Below are 14,373 nucleotides of genomic sequence, written 5' to 3'. Positions count from 1 at the left end.
TCCACCATTAAGTGTTACTTCAAGTAACTGTTACTTCGGGTAACGCTAAAGTTGGTGGAACATGATGTCACGGTCAAAGCCGCTACGCGTATCGTTGACCCTGTGACTGCACCATCCGCCCAGGCCGAGCAGCCCGTCGGCGACGGGCGCGCCACCCGTTGGCACGGGCACAAGGCCCGCCGCCGCGCCGAGATGATCGACGCCGCCATCGAGGTGATCGAGGAGCACGGGCTCGAGATCTCGGTGCAGCTCATCGCCGAACACCTCGCTCTGCCGCGGCCGGTGGTCTACCGGCACGTGGGCGGTCGCGCCGAACTCGACGCACTGGCCCGCCAGCGCATCCTGGAACTGCTGCTGGCGGAGTTGCTGCCCGCCCTGCAGCCCGACGGCACGCTCAAGGACGCCGTGCGCGGCGCGGTCGGTACCTACCTCGGCTGGATCGACCGCCACCCCAACCTGCATCGTTTCCTCGGTGACGCCGCGCCCCAGGACGGCGGACCCGCCACCCTGGCCGGGGCGGGGCGCGAGGTCGGCGGGCAGCTGGCCGACATGTTCGCCGCCACCCTGGCCCGCTTCGGCATCGACCCCGCCCGCGCCCGGCCGATGGCGTTCGGCATGGTCGGCCTCGTCGACGGCGTCGTCGCCAGCTGGCGGGCCGAACCCGAGCCGGTGCTCACCACCGAACAGGTGCAGGGAATCCTGACCGAATCGGTGCTGTCGCTGTTCGAGGGCAACGCGCGCAGCCTCGGCGTCCCGCTGCAACGCGACTCGCTGGTCGCCGACCTGCTCGTCGCCCCCGACGCCGCACCGCCGCCCGCGGAGCGGCTGCGCTGAGCCGGGCTCAACCGCGCGGCGCCACCAGCTGATAGGTGCGGTGCCACAGCCACTCGACCGGTCCGCGTTCGAAACGGCGCAGCCACAGGTGGGCGAACACGGTGATCGCGATGACGACGAGCAGGTAGACGCCGAGGGTGAACGGCACCCGCGCCGATTCCGGTGCCCGTGCCGCCAACCCGAAACCCCAGCCGTAGCAGAGGATTCCGGCGAACAGGTTCTGCAGGATGTAGCAGCTCAGCGCCGTCCGGCCGACCTCGGTGAGCCGGGCGCCGGCGAAACCGACGCGCGAGCGGCCGAGGTAGAACTGCGCGACCGCGGCCAGAATGGCCAGTGCGACGAACGGCGCGGTGCCGTAGCGGGTGAACAGGATCAGATCGCCACCACCGAAGATGCCGAGCGCGAAATCCACCGGCGCGGCCACGCCGAACCCGATCACCATGAGCCGCTTGCGGATCCGCGCGCCCTCGGGCCGGAACACCCCGGCGCGGTAGAGGCGGGCACCGATCAGGAACAGCGCCACCGACATCGGGAGCACGAAGATCGCTTCCAGCCGGAACATCGCGGCGTTGTCGATGCGGAACAGCACCAGGTCCCAGAAGGAGCCGTCCGCATAGGGATTCGGGTCGAGCGGTTCGGCGGCGGAAGCTTCGCGGGCGGGTTCGAACGCCAGGGCCGCGGCGATCAGCGTCAGCATCGCCACGTGGATCGAGGCCGCGATGATCACCCAGCGCCGCTGTGCCCGCTCACTGGTCGCCAGCAGATAGGCCACCACGAGACCGGTCAGGGCGTAGCCCATCAGCACGTCGAACTCGGCGATGAACAGGAAGTTCAGCAGACCGTCGAGGAACAGCAGCGCCGCCCGCCACGGGTATCCGCCCGGCCAGCGCCTGCCCGCCCGCTGGGCCGAGCCCTGCTGGATGGCCAGCCCGATGCCGAACATCACCGTGAGCAGCCCGAGGAACTTGCCCTGGGCCAGCTGCTGGAGCACCCGCTCCGACCATTCCCAGCCGGTCTGGGCGGCCCCGCTGAAACCGCCGAGGTAGCCGATGATCCCCTCGGGGTCGGTGAAGATCCAGATGTTGGTGCCCAGCGTGCCGAGGATCGCGATGCCGCGCAGGACATCCAGCGCGATCATCCTCGGCGGCCGCTGGCCGGTGCTGGCGCTGACGGCGGGTGCGACGGCTTCGGTCATCCTCCGAGTATCGGCGGCCCCGCCCCCGCGGCGGATCGACCACGAGGACCACGCTGGGTCCTCCTCTCGGAGGAGGAGAACGCCCGCTGCACCGAGATGTCGGTGCGGTTCGGGCGCGTCGCCTAGGCTCGACGGCATGCAGCGCATCATCGGAATCGAGGTCGAGTACGGCATCTCGACCCCCACGGAGCCGACGGCCAACCCGATCCTCACCTCCACGCAGGCCGTTCTCGCCTATGCCGCGGCGGCGGGCGTGCCGCGTGCCAAGCGCACCCGCTGGGACTACGAGGTGGAATCCCCGCTGCGTGACGCGCGTGGTTTCGACCTGAGCCGGATGAGCGGGCCCGCCCCGGTGATCGACGCCGACGAGGTCGGCGCGGCCAACATGATCCTCACCAACGGCGCCCGGCTCTACGTCGACCACGCCCACCCGGAGTACTCCGCGCCCGAGGTCGTCGACCCGCTCGACGCGGTCATCTGGGACAAAGCGGGCGAACGGGTGATGGAGGCCGCGGCCCGGCACGCCTCGAGCGTGCCAGGGGCCCCGCGCCTGCAGCTGTACAAGAACAACGTCGACGGCAAGGGCGCCTCCTACGGCACCCACGAGAACTACCTGATGAACCGCGACACCCCGTTCAGTCACATCATCGCGGGCCTGACGCCGTTCTTCGTCTCCCGCCAGGTGATCTGTGGGTCCGGCCGGGTCGGCATCGGCCAGTCCGGCGACCACGCGGGCTTCCAGCTGTCCCAGCGCGCCGACTACATCGAGGTCGAGGTCGGCCTGGAGACCACGCTCAAGCGCGGCATCATCAACACCCGCGACGAACCGCACGCCGACGCCGACAAGTACCGGCGCCTGCACGTGATCATCGGCGACGCCAACCTGGCCGAGATGTCGACCTACCTCAAGGTCGGCACCACCGCGCTGGTCCTGGACCTGATCGAGGCGGGCGAGGACCTCTCGGAATTCCAGCTGGCCCGCCCCGTCACCGCGGTGCACCAGATCAGCCACGACCCCACCCTGCGCGCCACCGTCGCGCTGGCCGACGGTCGCGAGCTGACCGGCCTTGCGCTGCAACGGCTCTACCACGAGCGGGTCGCCAAGTTCGTGCACCGCGAGGGCAACGACGACCCGCGCGTGCGCGACATCGTCGACAACTGGGGCATGGTCCTCGACCTGCTCGAGCGCGACCCGATGGAATGCGCCAACCTGCTCGACTGGCCGGCCAAGCTGCGCCTGCTCGAGGGCATGCGCAGCCGCGAGGGCCTGGGCTGGGCCGCGCCGAAACTGCATCTGATGGACCTGCAGTACTCCGATGTGCGCTTGGACAAGGGCCTCTACAACCGCCTGGTGGCGCGTGGGTCGATGAAACGGCTCGTCAGCGAGCAGGACGTGCTCGACGCGATGACCAATCCGCCCACCGACACCCGCGCCTACTTCCGCGGTGAGTGCCTGCGCCGATTCGGCGCCGACATCGCCGCCGCCAGTTGGGATTCGGTGATCTTCGATCTCGGGGGCGATTCGCTGGTGCGCATCCCCACCCTCGAGCCCCGTCGCGGCACGAAAGCGCACGTCGGCAAGCTGCTCGACGCCGCGGAGTCCGCCGCCGAGTTGGTCGAACAGCTCACGCACTGACCGGGTCCGGGCACGACCGGGCGACAATCCGATCGCTAATAGACCATCTTGTCGGATCCGCTCGGTAGGGTTGAGGGACGAGCACGAACATGTGATGAGGAAGAGGAGGTCGGCTGCCATGGCACAAGAGCAGACCAAGCGCGCCGGGGGTGGCGACGAGGACGAGGGTCCCGAGGGCGCCGACGCGGCAGGGCAGGAGCGCCGCGAGAAGCTCGCGGAGGAGACCGACGACCTGCTCGACGAGATCGATGACGTGCTCGAGGAGAACGCCGAGGACTTCGTGCGGGCATATGTGCAGAAGGGCGGCCAGTGACCCCAGGTGATCCGTTGCGCCTCCACGCGGGGCAGGCTCTCTCCTCGTTCACCGAACACCTGCGGATGCACGCACCGGACCTGTTGCCCGGCAACAGGTTCGGTGCCTCCGAATTGACCGCCGATTTCGCGCCGCACGGCACGACGATCGTCGCGGTCAGCTATCGCGGCGGCGTGCTGATCGCGGGTGATCGGCGCGCCACCCAGGGCAACCTGGTGGCCTCACGCGACATGGAGAAGGTCTACATCACCGACACCTTCTCGGCGGCGGGCATCGCGGGTACCGCGGGCCTCGCCGTCGAGATGGTGCGGTTGTTCGCGGTGGAGCTCGAGCACTACGAGAAGATCGAAGGCGTCTCCCTGACCTTCGACGGCAAGGCCAACAAGCTGGCGCGGATGGTGCGCGACAACCTGCCCGCCGCCATGCAGGGGCTGGCGGTCATTCCGCTGCTCGTCGGCTTCGACGACCAGGTCACCGACCCCGACCGGGCCGGGCGGATCGTGTCCTACGACGTGGTCGGTTCGCGTAGCGAGGAACGGTTCGGCTACACCGCGGTCGGCTCCGGCTCGACCTTCGCCAAGTCCTCGCTCAAGAAGACCTACCGGCACGGCCTCGACCAGGAGCGGGCCCTGCGGATCGCGGTGGAGTCGCTGGTGGACGCCGCCGACGACGACACCGCCACCGGCGGTCCCGACGCATTGCGCGGGATCTACCCGACCGTGGTGCTGATCGACGCCGAGGGCGCGGTCGAGGTGACCGACGAGCGGCTGGGTGCGGTCGCCGCGGCGATCATCGCCGAGCGCGAGGCCGAACAGAACGGGGGTGCCGACGCATGACGCTGCCGTACTACGCGTCTGCCGAGCAGATCATGCGCGACAAGACCGAGCTAGCCCGCAAGGGCATCGGTCGAGGTCGCAGCGTGATCGTGCTGGTCTACGACAAGGGCGTGCTGTTCGTCGCCGAGAACCCCTCGGCGACCCTGCACAAGGTCAGTGAACTCTACGACCGCATCGGGTTCGCCTCGGTGGGCAAGTACAACGAGTTCGAGGCCCTGCGCCGAGGCGGCATCCTGCAGGCCGATCTCAAGGGCTACCAGTACGACCGGCGCGATGTCACCGGTCGTGGGCTGGCCAACCTCTACGCCCAGAACCTGGGGTCGATCTTCACCGATCAGCTCAAGCCGTTCGAGGTGGAGATCTGCGTGGCCGAGGTGGGCTATCCGGAGCAGGCGCCGACCTCGGTGCTGTACCGGATCACCTTCGACGGATCCATCGTCGACGAACGCGAGTACGTCGTGATGGGCGGGACCACCGAGCCGATCCTGAACGCGCTCAAGTCCACCTACAGCGCGGGTCTGTCCCTGGACGACGCGTTGAAGGTGGCCATCGGCGCGCTGCAGGCCGGTCAGCCCGAGGCCGACAAGGACAAGCGCTCGCTCGGGGTCTCCTCGCTCGAGGTGGCCACGCTCGAGCAGGCGCGGCCGCGGCGGGCGTTCCGCCGGTTGCAGGGCCTGGCCCTTGAGCAGGCACTGGGTGCCACGGCGGCGGCGAAACCGACGACCGAGGCGACGCTGCCCGAGCCCGAGGACGACGCGGAAGAGTAACCGCCGTCACGATCATGGTCGGGCCCGCGAACCGCTCCGGTTCACGGGCCCGACCTCGTCGTGTGCGCACCGGTCGTTCGCTGTCCGAATCGTTGCGAACACGTATGCAGATCCGATGTCAGGAGCCCCACGCGGGTACTGGTCATGGCTGTAGTGTCGATAAGGTGCAGCGACGAATCATGGGGATCGAGACCGAGTTCGGTGTGACATGCACCTTCCACGGTCACCGTCGGCTGTCCCCCGACGAGGTGGCCCGGTACCTGTTCCGCCGGGTGGTGTCCTGGGGCCGTAGCTCTAATGTCTTCCTTCGCAACGGTGCCAGGTTGTACCTCGACGTCGGATCACATCCGGAGTACGCGACCGCGGAATGCGACAGCCTGGTGCAGCTGGTCACTCACGACCGTGCAGGCGAGCGGGTTCTGGAGGACCTGCTCATAGACGCCGAACAGCGGCTCGCCGAGGAAGGCATCGGCGGCGACATCTACCTGTTCAAGAACAACACCGACTCCGCGGGCAACTCCTACGGCTGCCACGAGAACTTCCTCGTGGTGCGCGCCGGCGAGTTCTCCCGGATCTCGGACGTGTTGCTCCCGTTCCTGGTCACCCGCCAGCTCATCTGCGGTGCGGGCAAGGTGTTGCAGACGCCCAAGGCGGCCACGTTCTGCCTCTCCCAGCGCGCCGAGCACATCTGGGAGGGCGTCTCCTCGGCGACCACCCGCTCGCGCCCGATCATCAACACCCGCGACGAACCGCACGCCGACGCCGAGAAGTACCGGCGCCTGCACGTGATCGTGGGCGACTCGAACATGGCCGAGCCGACGACGATGCTCAAGGTGGGCACGGCCTCGCTGGTGCTGGAGATGATCGAGGCGGGCGTCTCGTTCCGCGACTTCGCCCTCGACAATCCGATCCGCGCGATCCGTGAGGTCAGCCACGACCTGACCGGCCGTCGTCCGGTCCGGCTGGCCGGTGGCCGGCAGGCCAGCGCGCTCGAGATCCAGCGCGAGTACTACGCCCGCGCGGTCGAGCACCTGCGCAATCGCGACCGCGATCCGCAGGTCGACGCCGTGGTGGATCTGTGGGGCCGCACCCTCGACGCGGTCGAGGCGCAGGACTTCGCCAAGGTCGACACCGAGATCGACTGGGTGATCAAGCGCAAGCTGTTCCAGCGTTACCAGGACCGCTACAACATGGAGCTGTCCGATCCCAAGATCGCCCAGCTGGATCTCGCCTATCACGACATCAAGCGTGGTCGGGGCGTGTTCGACCTGCTGCAGCGCAAGGGCCTGGCCAAGCGGATCACCGAGGACGACGCCGTCGACGCCGCGGTGGACACCCCGCCGCAGACCACCCGCGCCAAGCTGCGCGGTGACTTCATCACCGCCGCCCAGGAGGCGGGGCGTGACTTCACCGTCGACTGGGTGCACCTCAAGCTGAACGATCAGGCCCAGCGCACCGTGCTGTGCAAGGATCCGTTCCGCTCGGTCGACGAACGCGTCGACCGGCTGATCGCCTCGATGTAGGCGTACCCCCTGGACGGGGGGATCCGACGAGACCGGTGGTGCGAGGGAGCGATCGCGTAGGCCCCACCGGTTTCGTCGTGTGTGGGGCCGGTCAGCCGGTCACCACGGTCGCGTAGGTGGCCGCCAGACCGGCGATGAACGACGTCAGGGCCAGTTCGAAGCTGTCGTCGTCGATCTCCTCGGCGACCGCGCGCAGCAGGTGCGCCTGGTTCAGGTGCGGGTAGCGATCGCGGTAGACCTGCACGTCGTCGGCGAAGCCACCCGCGAACGAGCCGACCGTGGAACCCATCACCAGGTAGCGGGTGGCCGCGCCGATCATCGTCGCGTAGCGCGGCGGCCAGCCCGCGCCGACCAGACCGCCGTGCACGGCGTCGGCGGCGCGCAGGTTCTCGGCCCGCCTGCCCGGTCCGGCGGCCAGATAGGGCACGAGATTCGGGTGCGCGACCAGCGCCGACCGGTAGCTGCGCGCCCAGGCGGCCAGCGCCTCGGCCCAGCCGGCGGTGTCGAAGGCCGAGGTGTCGACGTGGCTCATGACGCCGGTGGCGATGTCGTCGAGCAGGTCGTCCTTGTTCGGGTAGTGGCCGTAGAGCGAGGCCGCCTGGACGCCGAGTTCGGCGGCGAGCTTGCGCATGGAGACCTCGGCCAGGCCGTCGCGGTCGATCAGGGCGAGCGCCGCCTCGCGAATGCGCTCGCGGCTCAACAGCGGTACGCGCGGCCTCGCCATGCGCGACTCCTCTCCGGTCGGGATTCGAACGGTATCACCGACTCTTGATAAACCGAACATCGTTAGGATACGGTGCCCGAGTAAACCTAACGACGTTCGGTTCAGGAGCGGCTGCATGGATCTCCAACTCACCTCGGCGCAGAGCGATCTGCGCGACCTCGCCCGCACCTGGGTGGACAGGGAAGTCGTTCCGTTCGCGGCGCAGTGGGATCGGGACGAGTCGGTCGATCCGGCGATCGTGGGCAAGCTCGGCGCGCTGGGCTTCCTCGGGATCGGGATCGACGAGCAGTACGGCGGGTCCGGCGGCGACGCGCTCGACTACTGCCTGCTGCTCGAGGAGCTCGGCCGCGGCGACAGCGCGGTGCGTGGCATCGTGTCGGTCTCGCTGGGGCTGGTCGGCAAGTCGATCGCCGCGTACGGCACCGAGGAGCAGAAGCGCCGGTTCCTGCCGCCGCTGTGTGCGGGGGAACAGCTCGGGTGCTTCGCGCTCACCGAGCCGGGCACCGGCTCCGATGCCGCGAACCTGATCTCCCGGGCCACCCGCGACGGGTCGGACTGGATCATCGACGGCACCAAGATCTTCATCACCAACGGCACCTGGGCCGATGTCGCCCTGGTGTTCGCGCGGACCGGGGGCCCGGGTCCGAAGGGGGTCACCGCGTTTCTCGTCCCCACCGATGCGCCCGGATTCGGCCGGACCGAGATCAAGGGCAAGCTCGGTCTGCGCGGCCAGGCGACCGCCGAACTGGTCCTCGACCGGGTGCGGGTGCCCGATGCCCTGCGCCTCGGTGATCTCGGCCAGGGTTTCCGCATCGCGATGGCGGCGCTGGACAAGGGCCGCATGGGTGTAGCGGCGGGCTGTGTCGGGCTGGCGCGCGCCTGTCTCGAGGCCGCGGTGCGCTACGCCGGGGAACGCGAACAGTTCGGCAAGCCGATCGCGGGCTATCAGCTGGTCCAGGAACTGCTCGCCGACATCGCGGTCGAGACCGACGCCGCGCGGTTGCTCGCCTGGCGCACCGCCGATCTCGTCGACCGGGGCGAGCCGTTCGGCACCGCCGCGTCGATGGCCAAGCTGTTCGCCTCCGAGGCCGCGGTCAAGGCGGCCAACAATGCCATCCAGGTGTTCGGCGGCTACGGCTACATCGACGAGTATCCCGTCGCCAAGTACCTGCGCGACGCGCGCGTGCTGACCCTCTACGAGGGCACCACCCAGATCCAGAAACTGCTCATCGGCCGCGCCCTCACCGGCGTGAACGCCATTGTCTGACACAGGAGTTCGAATCATGACCAGGAGAACAGCGTTCGTCACCGGCGCCGCCCGCGGCATCGGCGCGGCCACCGCGACCCGGCTGGCCGCCGACGGATACGCCGTGGCCGTCGTCGACCTCGACGCCGACGCCGCCGTGCTGACCGCGGGCAAGATCAATGCCGGGGGCGGCATCGCGATCGGGATCGGCTGCGATGTGGCCGACGAGGATTCGGTGGCGGCGGCGGTCGCCCGGACGGTGGCCGACCTCGGCTCGCTCGATGTATTGGTGAACAACGCGGGCGTGCTGCGCGACAACCTGCTGTTCAAGATGTCGGTGCAGGACTGGGACACCGTGCTGTCGGTGCACCTGCGTGGCGCGTTCCTGTGCAGCCGGGCCGCCCAGAAGCACATGCTCGAGCACGGCGGCGCGATCGTGAACACCTCGAGCGTTTCGGCGCTGGGCAACCGCGGCCAGGCCAACTACGCCGCCGCCAAGGCGGGCATCCAGGGCTTCACCCGCACGCTGGCCATGGAGCTCGGGCCGTTCGGCATCCGGGTCAACGCGGTGGCCCCCGGTTTCATCGCCACCGAGATGACCGCGGCCACCGCGGCGCGGGTCGGGGTCAGCGCCGAGGAACTGCAGGCCAAGACCGCCGAGATCACCCCGTTGCGCCGGGTCGGGCAACCGGCCGACATCGCCAACGTGGTCGCGTTCCTCGCCTCCGACGACGCCGGATTCGTCACCGGCCAGACCGTGTACGTCGACGGCGGACGCCGTCTCTGAATCGGGAGAATCCCATGCAGCGAACAGTTTTCACCGATGAGCACGAGGCGTTCCGCAAGACGGTGCGCGCGTTCGTCGAATCGCAGGTCGTGCCCGTGTACGACCAGTGGTACGAGGCGGGCATCGTACCGCGCGAGTTCTACCGCACCCTGGCCGAGCTGGGTGTCTTCGGGATCGAGGTGCCCGAGGAGTACGGCGGCGCCGGGATCGATTCGTTCAAGTTCCAGGCGGTGCTGATCGAGGAGACCGCCAGGGCCGGAGTGTCGTTCGGCGGGTCGGGCGTGCACGTCGGCCTGTGTCTGCCGTACCTGAAATCCTTGGCCACCGAGGAGCAGAAGCAGCGGTGGCTGCCCGGGTTCGTCTCCGGTGAGTTGATGTTCGCCATCGCGATGACCGAACCGGGCACTGGGTCGGACCTGGCCGGAATGCGCACCACCGCACAGCTTTCCGAGGACGGCACGCACTACGTGCTCAACGGCGCCAAGACCTTCATCACCGGCGGTGTGCAGGCCGACCGGGTGATCGTGTGCGCCCGCACCGCACCCGCCACCGAATCCGATCGCCGCCACGGCATCTCGCTGCTGGTGGTCGACACCTCGCTGCCCGGATACGGCGTGGGCCGCAAGCTCGACAAGCTGGGACTCAAGGTTTCCGACACCGCGGAACTGTCCTTCACCGACGTGCGAGTGCCGGTGACCGACCTGCTCGGCGAGGCGCACAAGGGGTTCTCCTACCTCGGCCAGAATCTCCCGCAGGAGCGGCTGTCCATCGCGGTCGGCGCCTACGCGCAGGCCAAGTCGGCGATCCGGTTCGCGCTCGACTACACCAGGGGCCGTTCGGTGTTCGGGCAGCCGGTGGCGAACTTCCAGAACACCAAGTTCGAACTGGCGGCCTGTCGCGCCGAGGTCGACGCCGCCGAAGCCGTGGTCGACCGGGCACTGGAAGCACTCGACCGTGGCGAGTTGACTCCCGCCGACGCCGCTTCGGCCAAACTGTTCTGCACCGAGATGGCCTCCCGGGTGATCGACCGCTGCCTGCAACTGCACGGCGGGTACGGCTACATCAACGAGTACCCCGTGGCGCGCCTGTACGCCGACAACCGGGTCAACCGGATCTACGGCGGCACCAGCGAGGTGATGAAGATGATCATCGCCAAGGACATGGGCCTGTGAGCGGCGTGGCCTACCTGGTCGACGGTGTGCGCACGCCGTTCGGCCGGTACGGCGGTGCGCTGGCCGCCGTGCGGCCCGACGACCTGGCGGCACACGTGATCGCCGCCCTGGTCGCGCGGCTGCCGGGCGTGGACTTCGGAGCGGTCGACGATGTGGTGGTGGGGTGCGCCAACCAGGCAGGCGAGGACAACCGCAATGTCGCCCGGATGGCGGCGTTGCTGGCGGGGCTGCCGGTGACCGTGCCCGGTGTCACCGTGAACCGGTTGTGCGCGTCGGGGTTGGACGCGGTCGGTCAGGCGGCCAGGGCGATCCGGGTCGGTGACGCCGACCTGGTGATCGCCGGTGGGGTCGAGTCGATGACCCGGGCACCCTACGTGCTGCCGAAAACCGGTGCGCCCTGGGATCGTTCGGGTCAGCTGGCCGACACCACTCTCGGCTGGCGGTTGGTGAACCCGCGCATGCGCGAGCAGTACGGCACCGACTCGATGCCCGAGACCGCCCAGCACGTCGCCGACGAACACGGCATCGACCGGGCCGATCAGGACGCGTTCGCGCTGCGCTCGCAGGAGCGGGCCGCGGCGGCGATCGCGCGGGGTCGCCTCGCCCGGGAGATCGTGGCGGTGCCGGTACCGCAGCGTCGCGGCGAGCCGGTACTGGTCGACCGCGATGAACACCCGCGCGCGACCAGTATCGACGCGCTGGCAGCCCTGCGCCCGGTGGTCGCGGACGGTTCGATCACCGCGGGCAACTCCTCGGGAATCAACGACGGCGCCGCCGCGCTGCTGCTGGCCTCCGAGCAGGCGGTGCGCCGCTACGGCCTGACTCCACTGGCCCGCGTCGGCACGGTGACCGCCGCCGGTGTGCCCCCACGAACCATGGGCATCGGCCCGGTGCCCGCCGTCGAAAAACTGCTCGCCCGAACAGGTCTCGGCATCGGTGACATCGACGTCATCGAACTCAACGAAGCCTTTGCCGCCCAATCCCTGGCCGTACTGCGCGGCCTCGGACTTCCCGACGACGCCGAACACGTGAACCCCAACGGCGGCGCGATCGCCCTGGGCCACCCCCTCGGCGCCAGCGGCGCCCGCCTGACCCTCACCGCCGCCCTCGAACTCGCCGACCGCGACGCCCACCACGCCGTCGTCACACTGTGCGTCGGCGTCGGCCAAGGCCTGGCCGTGCACCTCGAGCGCTAGCGGCGAACCGCACGCCACCTCCGTGAAAGCCTCGCCAGCGCATCCGCTGACCATCGATCCGGCGCCCCGGATCTCGACCACCTCGCGAACCAGGCCGCACCTCGGTCGCTCGGGGCACCCGGATCACCTCGCCATCGCCGTCGAACCCTAGGAACACCGATGAACGCCACTCTCTCCCTGGCGAGCATTCTCGCCGAACCCGCCCGGCGCCGACCGGATCATCTCGCGCTGATCGAAGGCGAATCCCGCATCACCTTCGCCGATCTCTGGCGGCAGGCCCGCGAACAAGCCGGGGCGCTGGTCGCTCGGGGCGTGCGGCCCGGTGATCGGGTGGCGCTGCTGTGTCCCAACACCGCCGACTTCCCGCGCGCCTACTTCGCGATCCTGGCGGCGGGCGCGACCGTCGTGCCGGTGCACCTGCTGTTGACCGCGCCCGAGATGGAGTACGTGCTGCGCGACAGCGGTGCTTCGCTGCTGATCTGCCATCGACAGGTCGCCGCCACCGGTGCCGAAGCCGCGCGGGCCGCGGGCATCGATGTCGTCGCACCGGAAGACCTCGTCGGCGAACCGATCGCCACGTTCGTCGCGCGCGGCCCACTCGACACCGCTGTCGTCTTCTACACCAGCGGCACCACCGGCACCCCCAAGGGCGCCGAGCTCAGTCACCTCAACATGGTCATGTGCGCGACGGTGAACACCTTCGACGCCAACGAGATCCACCGCGACGACATCGCCCTCGGGGCCCTGCCGCTGTTCCACGTCTTCGGGCAGACGGTGTCGATGAACTCGCACTGGCGGGTCGGCGGGACGCTGGTGTTGCAGCCCAGATTCGACGCGGCCAAGGCGGTCGCGCTGATGGCTGCGGAGAAGGTGAACCTCTTCCACGGGGTGCCCACCATGTACCGCGCCCTGATCGAGGCCGCCGCCGACGCGCCCGCCTTGCCCGCACTGAAACTGTGTATCAGTGGCGGCGCGGCACTACCGGTCGCGGTGCTCGAGGAGTTCGAGAAGCTCTACGGCGCACCGGTGCTGGAGGGCTACGGCCTGTCGGAGACCTCACCGACCGCGGCGGTGAACCAGCCGATCTACGGCACCGAGGCGGGCACCGTCGGGCATCCGGTGTGGGGTGTCGACGTCGAGATCGCCGACCCCGCGATCGCCGACCGGATCGTGTTGCTCCCGGTGGGGGAGACCGGGGAGGTCGTCGTCCGCGGGCACAACGTGTTCAGCGGCTACACCGGCAGGCCGGAAGCGACCGCCGCGGCCGTGCTCGACGGCTGGTTCCGCACCGGCGACCTGGGCGTGCGCGACGAAACCGGCCGGGTGCGCATCGTCGACCGGATCAAGGAGATGATCCTGCGCGGCGGGTTCAACGTGTATCCGACCGAAGTGGAGGCGGCCCTCGTACGACACCCGCGGATCGCGCAGGTGGCGGTGATCGGGGTGCCCGACGAACACTACGGTGAGGAGATCGTGGCCGTGGTCGTCCCGGACGGGGAACTCACCGCGCCGGAGGTGATCGACTTCGGCAAGCGACACCTCGCCCGGTACAAGTACCCGCGCCGCGTCGAGTTCGTCACCGAACTCCCGCTCGGACCCACCCACAAAGTACTCAAACGCGCACTGCGCCAACGCTTCGGAGGAACCGCATGACCACCGATTTCACCGATTTCGAGGCGCTGCGTGCCGCGGTCGGCACCGAACTGGGGCCCAGCGACTGGATCACGATCGACCAGGACCGCATCGACCGGTTCGCCGAGGCCACCGGCGATCACCAGTGGATCCACGTCGACCCGGCCCGCGCCGCCGACGGGCCGTACGGCACGACCATCGCGCACGGATTCCTCACGCTGTCGCTGATGGTGCCGATCACCCAGCAGGTGATGACCGTGCGCGCGGCGAGCGCGGCGATCAACTACGGCCTGGACAAGGTGCGATTCCTGACCCCGGTGCCGGTCGACAGCAGGATCCGCGGCCACGTCACCCTCACCGAGGTCACCGACGTGGCAGGCGGTGTCCAGGCGCACCGCCGCGTCACCATCGAACTCGAGGGCGCGGCCCGCCCGGCCTGCGTCGCCGACGCCATCGCCCGCTATCTGCGCTGAACCGGCCGACCACCCCCGCGCAACCATGCGCCGACGCGC

14 protein-coding genes are annotated in these 14,373 nt (G+C 69.3%); 12 read left to right on the top strand and 2 right to left on the bottom strand.

The annotated features are described in order from the left end of the window. Positions 1-102 precede the first annotated feature (102 nt). Complete coding sequence (locus tag ACFVVM_RS10935; protein WP_387616023.1) at positions 103-834, top strand: TetR/AcrR family transcriptional regulator; 732 nt, start codon at positions 103-105, stop codon at positions 832-834. Positions 835-841: 7 nt separating this feature from the next. Here ACFVVM_RS10935 and ACFVVM_RS10930 read toward each other — a convergent pair whose 3' ends face one another. Further along, complete coding sequence (locus tag ACFVVM_RS10930) at positions 842-2,029, bottom strand: DUF418 domain-containing protein (protein WP_387616020.1); 1,188 nt, start codon at positions 2,027-2,029, stop codon at positions 842-844. Positions 2,030-2,165: 136 nt separating this feature from the next. On the opposite strand from ACFVVM_RS10930, the gene dop reads away from it, so the two are divergent. The 5 genes from dop (at position 2,166) to pafA (ending at position 7,104) form a co-directional block, all read left to right on the top strand. After that, positions 2,166-3,665, top strand: a complete 1,500-nt coding sequence (dop, locus tag ACFVVM_RS10925) for a depupylase/deamidase Dop (RefSeq protein WP_071927656.1) — start codon at positions 2,166-2,168, stop codon at positions 3,663-3,665. A gap of 118 nt (positions 3,666-3,783) precedes the next feature. Next, positions 3,784-3,978, top strand: coding sequence for a ubiquitin-like protein Pup (locus ACFVVM_RS10920; protein WP_043652918.1), 195 nt, complete (start codon positions 3,784-3,786; stop codon positions 3,976-3,978). Continuing rightward, positions 3,975-4,814 carry a proteasome subunit beta gene (prcB, locus tag ACFVVM_RS10915; protein WP_387616015.1) on the top strand — a complete coding sequence of 280 codons (840 nt, stop codon included), beginning with the start codon at positions 3,975-3,977 and terminating at the stop codon, positions 4,812-4,814. The genes ACFVVM_RS10920 and prcB overlap by 4 nt, the downstream gene beginning before the upstream one ends. Continuing rightward, positions 4,811-5,581 carry a proteasome subunit alpha gene (gene prcA, locus ACFVVM_RS10910; protein WP_387616013.1) on the top strand — a complete coding sequence of 257 codons (771 nt, stop codon included), beginning with the start codon at positions 4,811-4,813 and terminating at the stop codon, positions 5,579-5,581. The genes prcB and prcA overlap by 4 nt, the downstream gene beginning before the upstream one ends. Positions 5,582-5,745: 164 nt before the next feature. Beyond that, complete coding sequence (gene pafA / locus ACFVVM_RS10905) at positions 5,746-7,104, top strand: Pup--protein ligase (protein WP_302872967.1); 1,359 nt, start codon at positions 5,746-5,748, stop codon at positions 7,102-7,104. A 91-nt stretch (positions 7,105-7,195) separates the two neighbouring features. Here pafA and ACFVVM_RS10900 read toward each other — a convergent pair whose 3' ends face one another. Further along, positions 7,196-7,828, bottom strand: coding sequence for a TetR/AcrR family transcriptional regulator (locus ACFVVM_RS10900; RefSeq protein ID WP_387616010.1), 633 nt, complete (start codon positions 7,826-7,828; stop codon positions 7,196-7,198). 115 nt (positions 7,829-7,943) lie between these two features. Here ACFVVM_RS10900 and ACFVVM_RS10895 point away from each other — a divergent pair, with 115 nt between their 5' ends. The 6 genes from ACFVVM_RS10895 (at position 7,944) to ACFVVM_RS10870 (ending at position 14,334) form a co-directional block, all read left to right on the top strand. Next, positions 7,944-9,095: an acyl-CoA dehydrogenase family protein gene (locus tag ACFVVM_RS10895; protein WP_387616008.1), complete on the top strand. Its 1,152-nt coding sequence runs from the start codon at positions 7,944-7,946 to the stop codon at positions 9,093-9,095. Between the two features lie 16 nt (positions 9,096-9,111). Then, the gene (gene fabG, locus ACFVVM_RS10890; protein ID WP_387616005.1) at positions 9,112-9,861 is read left to right on the top strand and encodes a 3-oxoacyl-ACP reductase FabG; all 750 of its coding nucleotides are present in this window, start codon (positions 9,112-9,114) and stop codon (positions 9,859-9,861) included. Between the two features lie 14 nt (positions 9,862-9,875). After that, positions 9,876-11,033, top strand: a complete 1,158-nt coding sequence (locus ACFVVM_RS10885) for an acyl-CoA dehydrogenase family protein (RefSeq protein WP_387616003.1) — start codon at positions 9,876-9,878, stop codon at positions 11,031-11,033. Then, complete coding sequence (pcaF, locus tag ACFVVM_RS10880) at positions 11,030-12,229, top strand: 3-oxoadipyl-CoA thiolase (protein ID WP_387616001.1); 1,200 nt, start codon at positions 11,030-11,032, stop codon at positions 12,227-12,229. Before ACFVVM_RS10885 ends, pcaF begins: the two co-directional genes overlap by 4 nt. Positions 12,230-12,388: 159 nt before the next feature. Beyond that, positions 12,389-13,882 (top strand): long-chain fatty acid--CoA ligase, encoded by a 1,494-nt coding sequence (locus ACFVVM_RS10875; protein WP_387615999.1) that lies wholly within the window; start codon positions 12,389-12,391, stop codon positions 13,880-13,882. Beyond that, a complete protein-coding gene (locus tag ACFVVM_RS10870; protein WP_387615997.1) occupies positions 13,879-14,334 on the top strand; it encodes a MaoC family dehydratase in 456 nt (151 codons plus the stop codon). The genes ACFVVM_RS10875 and ACFVVM_RS10870 overlap by 4 nt, the downstream gene beginning before the upstream one ends. Positions 14,335-14,373: the final 39 nt, after the last annotated feature.

Origin of the sequence: Nocardia sp. NPDC058176 (assembly GCF_042883805.1) — a bacterium.
Lineage (GTDB): Bacteria > Actinomycetota > Actinomycetes > Mycobacteriales > Mycobacteriaceae > Nocardia.
The sequence above is the reverse complement of the archived record's forward strand: the minus strand, read 5'-3'. Positions and strand labels throughout refer to the sequence as shown.

Coding starts and splice junctions, on each gene's coding strand:
- ACFVVM_RS10930 (WP_387616020.1), bottom strand. CDS start 2,029: ATGACCGAAGCCGTCGCACCCGCCGTCAGCGCCAGCACCGGCCAGCGG.
- dop (WP_071927656.1), top strand. CDS start 2,166: ATGCAGCGCATCATCGGAATCGAGGTCGAGTACGGCATCTCGACCCCC.
- ACFVVM_RS10920 (WP_043652918.1), top strand. CDS start 3,784: ATGGCACAAGAGCAGACCAAGCGCGCCGGGGGTGGCGACGAGGACGAG.
- prcA (WP_387616013.1), top strand. CDS start 4,811: ATGACGCTGCCGTACTACGCGTCTGCCGAGCAGATCATGCGCGACAAG.
- ACFVVM_RS10900 (WP_387616010.1), bottom strand. CDS start 7,828: ATGGCGAGGCCGCGCGTACCGCTGTTGAGCCGCGAGCGCATTCGCGAG.
- ACFVVM_RS10895 (WP_387616008.1), top strand. CDS start 7,944: ATGGATCTCCAACTCACCTCGGCGCAGAGCGATCTGCGCGACCTCGCC.
- fabG (WP_387616005.1), top strand. CDS start 9,112: ATGACCAGGAGAACAGCGTTCGTCACCGGCGCCGCCCGCGGCATCGGC.
- ACFVVM_RS10885 (WP_387616003.1), top strand. CDS start 9,876: ATGCAGCGAACAGTTTTCACCGATGAGCACGAGGCGTTCCGCAAGACG.
- ACFVVM_RS10875 (WP_387615999.1), top strand. CDS start 12,389: ATGAACGCCACTCTCTCCCTGGCGAGCATTCTCGCCGAACCCGCCCGG.
- ACFVVM_RS10870 (WP_387615997.1), top strand. CDS start 13,879: ATGACCACCGATTTCACCGATTTCGAGGCGCTGCGTGCCGCGGTCGGC.